General features: G+C 46.8%; 1 protein-coding gene. It reads right to left on the bottom strand.

All coding sequences use genetic code 11. The features are described from left to right. Positions 1–1,385, bottom strand: a 1,385-nt coding sequence (locus C1E24_RS21015; protein ID WP_431188340.1) for a beta strand repeat-containing protein, incomplete at both ends; no start/stop codon positions are given.

The following is a 1,385-nucleotide window of genomic DNA, read 5'->3' as shown; positions in this document are numbered from 1 at the left end:
GCCGCTGACATAGGTCGCATTTTTTGTGGTACTGCCCACGGTAATGGCAATGCTTGGTGTGCCTCCAGCGGTATTGACCGTCACATTTTCACTGGTATTAACGGTGAATTCTAGGTTTTCTCCGGCAACATATGTGTCATTACTTGGCACACTCACGCTTGACACTGTCGGAACTACAGCATCAATAATTAAGGCTTTATTCGCACCCAATGAGTTAGCTGCACCAGGCGTTGCTAAGGTTAAGGTTGCGGCATTACCTGCGGCATCATTGATTGTGCCACTATTTAAGGATAAGGAACTCGTGGCGGTATAATCTAAATCCGCACTTTCATCTCCTGATTGTACGGTGTAAGTAAAGCTGAGCGTATCAGTACCAGAGCCAGATACATAACTTGCTTCTCTATCGGTTACCCCAGTTTCTAAAGATAAAGACGGCGTGCCTGTAACATTGACTGACTCAGAAAAAGCAACTGATAATGTGATTGTGTCTCCTGCTTTATATGACCCATCTGCGTTGCTTGAGGTCACATTGGTGATCGTTGGCACTGCGCTATCAACCAATATGTTGCTCGTTGCGCCGACACTATTTAGCGTTAATGTTAAGTTATTTCCTACAGAATCCTTGAGCGTGCCACTATTTGTGCTCAGCGCACCAACTGAAATACCATCACTATCGACTAGACCACTTTCAACTGTGTATCTGAATGTGAGTGCACTGCTGCCACTGCCGCTGACATAGGTGGCATTTTTTGTACTACCGCCCACGGTAATGGCAATGCTTGGTGTGCCTCCAGTGGTGACGACCGTCACATTTTCGCTGGTGTTGACGGTGAACTCTAGGCTTTCTCCTGCAACATACGTGTCATTACTTGGCACACTCACGCTTGAAACGGTGGGCGCAATACTATCTACCAGTACGTTTGATGTTGCGCCTACGCTATTCAGCGTCAGGGTTAAGTCATTACCTGCTGCATCTTTAAGCGTGCCGCTATTTGTGCTCAGCGCACCAACTGAAATACCATCGCTATCAACTAGACCACTTTCAACTGTGTATCTGAATGTGAGTGCACTGCTACCACTGCCGCTGACATAAGTAGCATTTTTTGTACTACTGCCCACGGTAATGGCAATACTCGGTGTGCCACTGGTGGTGTCGACCGTCACATTCTCGCTGGTATTAACCGTGAACTCTAGGTTTTCTCCTGCAATATACGTGTCATTACTAGGCACACTCACGCTTGAAACGGTGGGTGCAATACTATCTACCAGTACGTTTGATGTTGCGCCTACGCTATTCAGCGTCAGTGTTAAATCATTACCTGCTGCATCTTTAAGCGTGCCGCTATTTGTGCTCAGCGCACCAACTGAAATACCATCACTATCGA

It is taken from the genome of Pseudoalteromonas phenolica, assembly GCF_005876835.1.
Lineage (GTDB): Bacteria > Pseudomonadota > Gammaproteobacteria > Enterobacterales > Alteromonadaceae > Pseudoalteromonas > Pseudoalteromonas phenolica_B.
The sequence above is the reverse complement of the archived record's forward strand: the minus strand, read 5'-3'. Positions and strand labels throughout refer to the sequence as shown.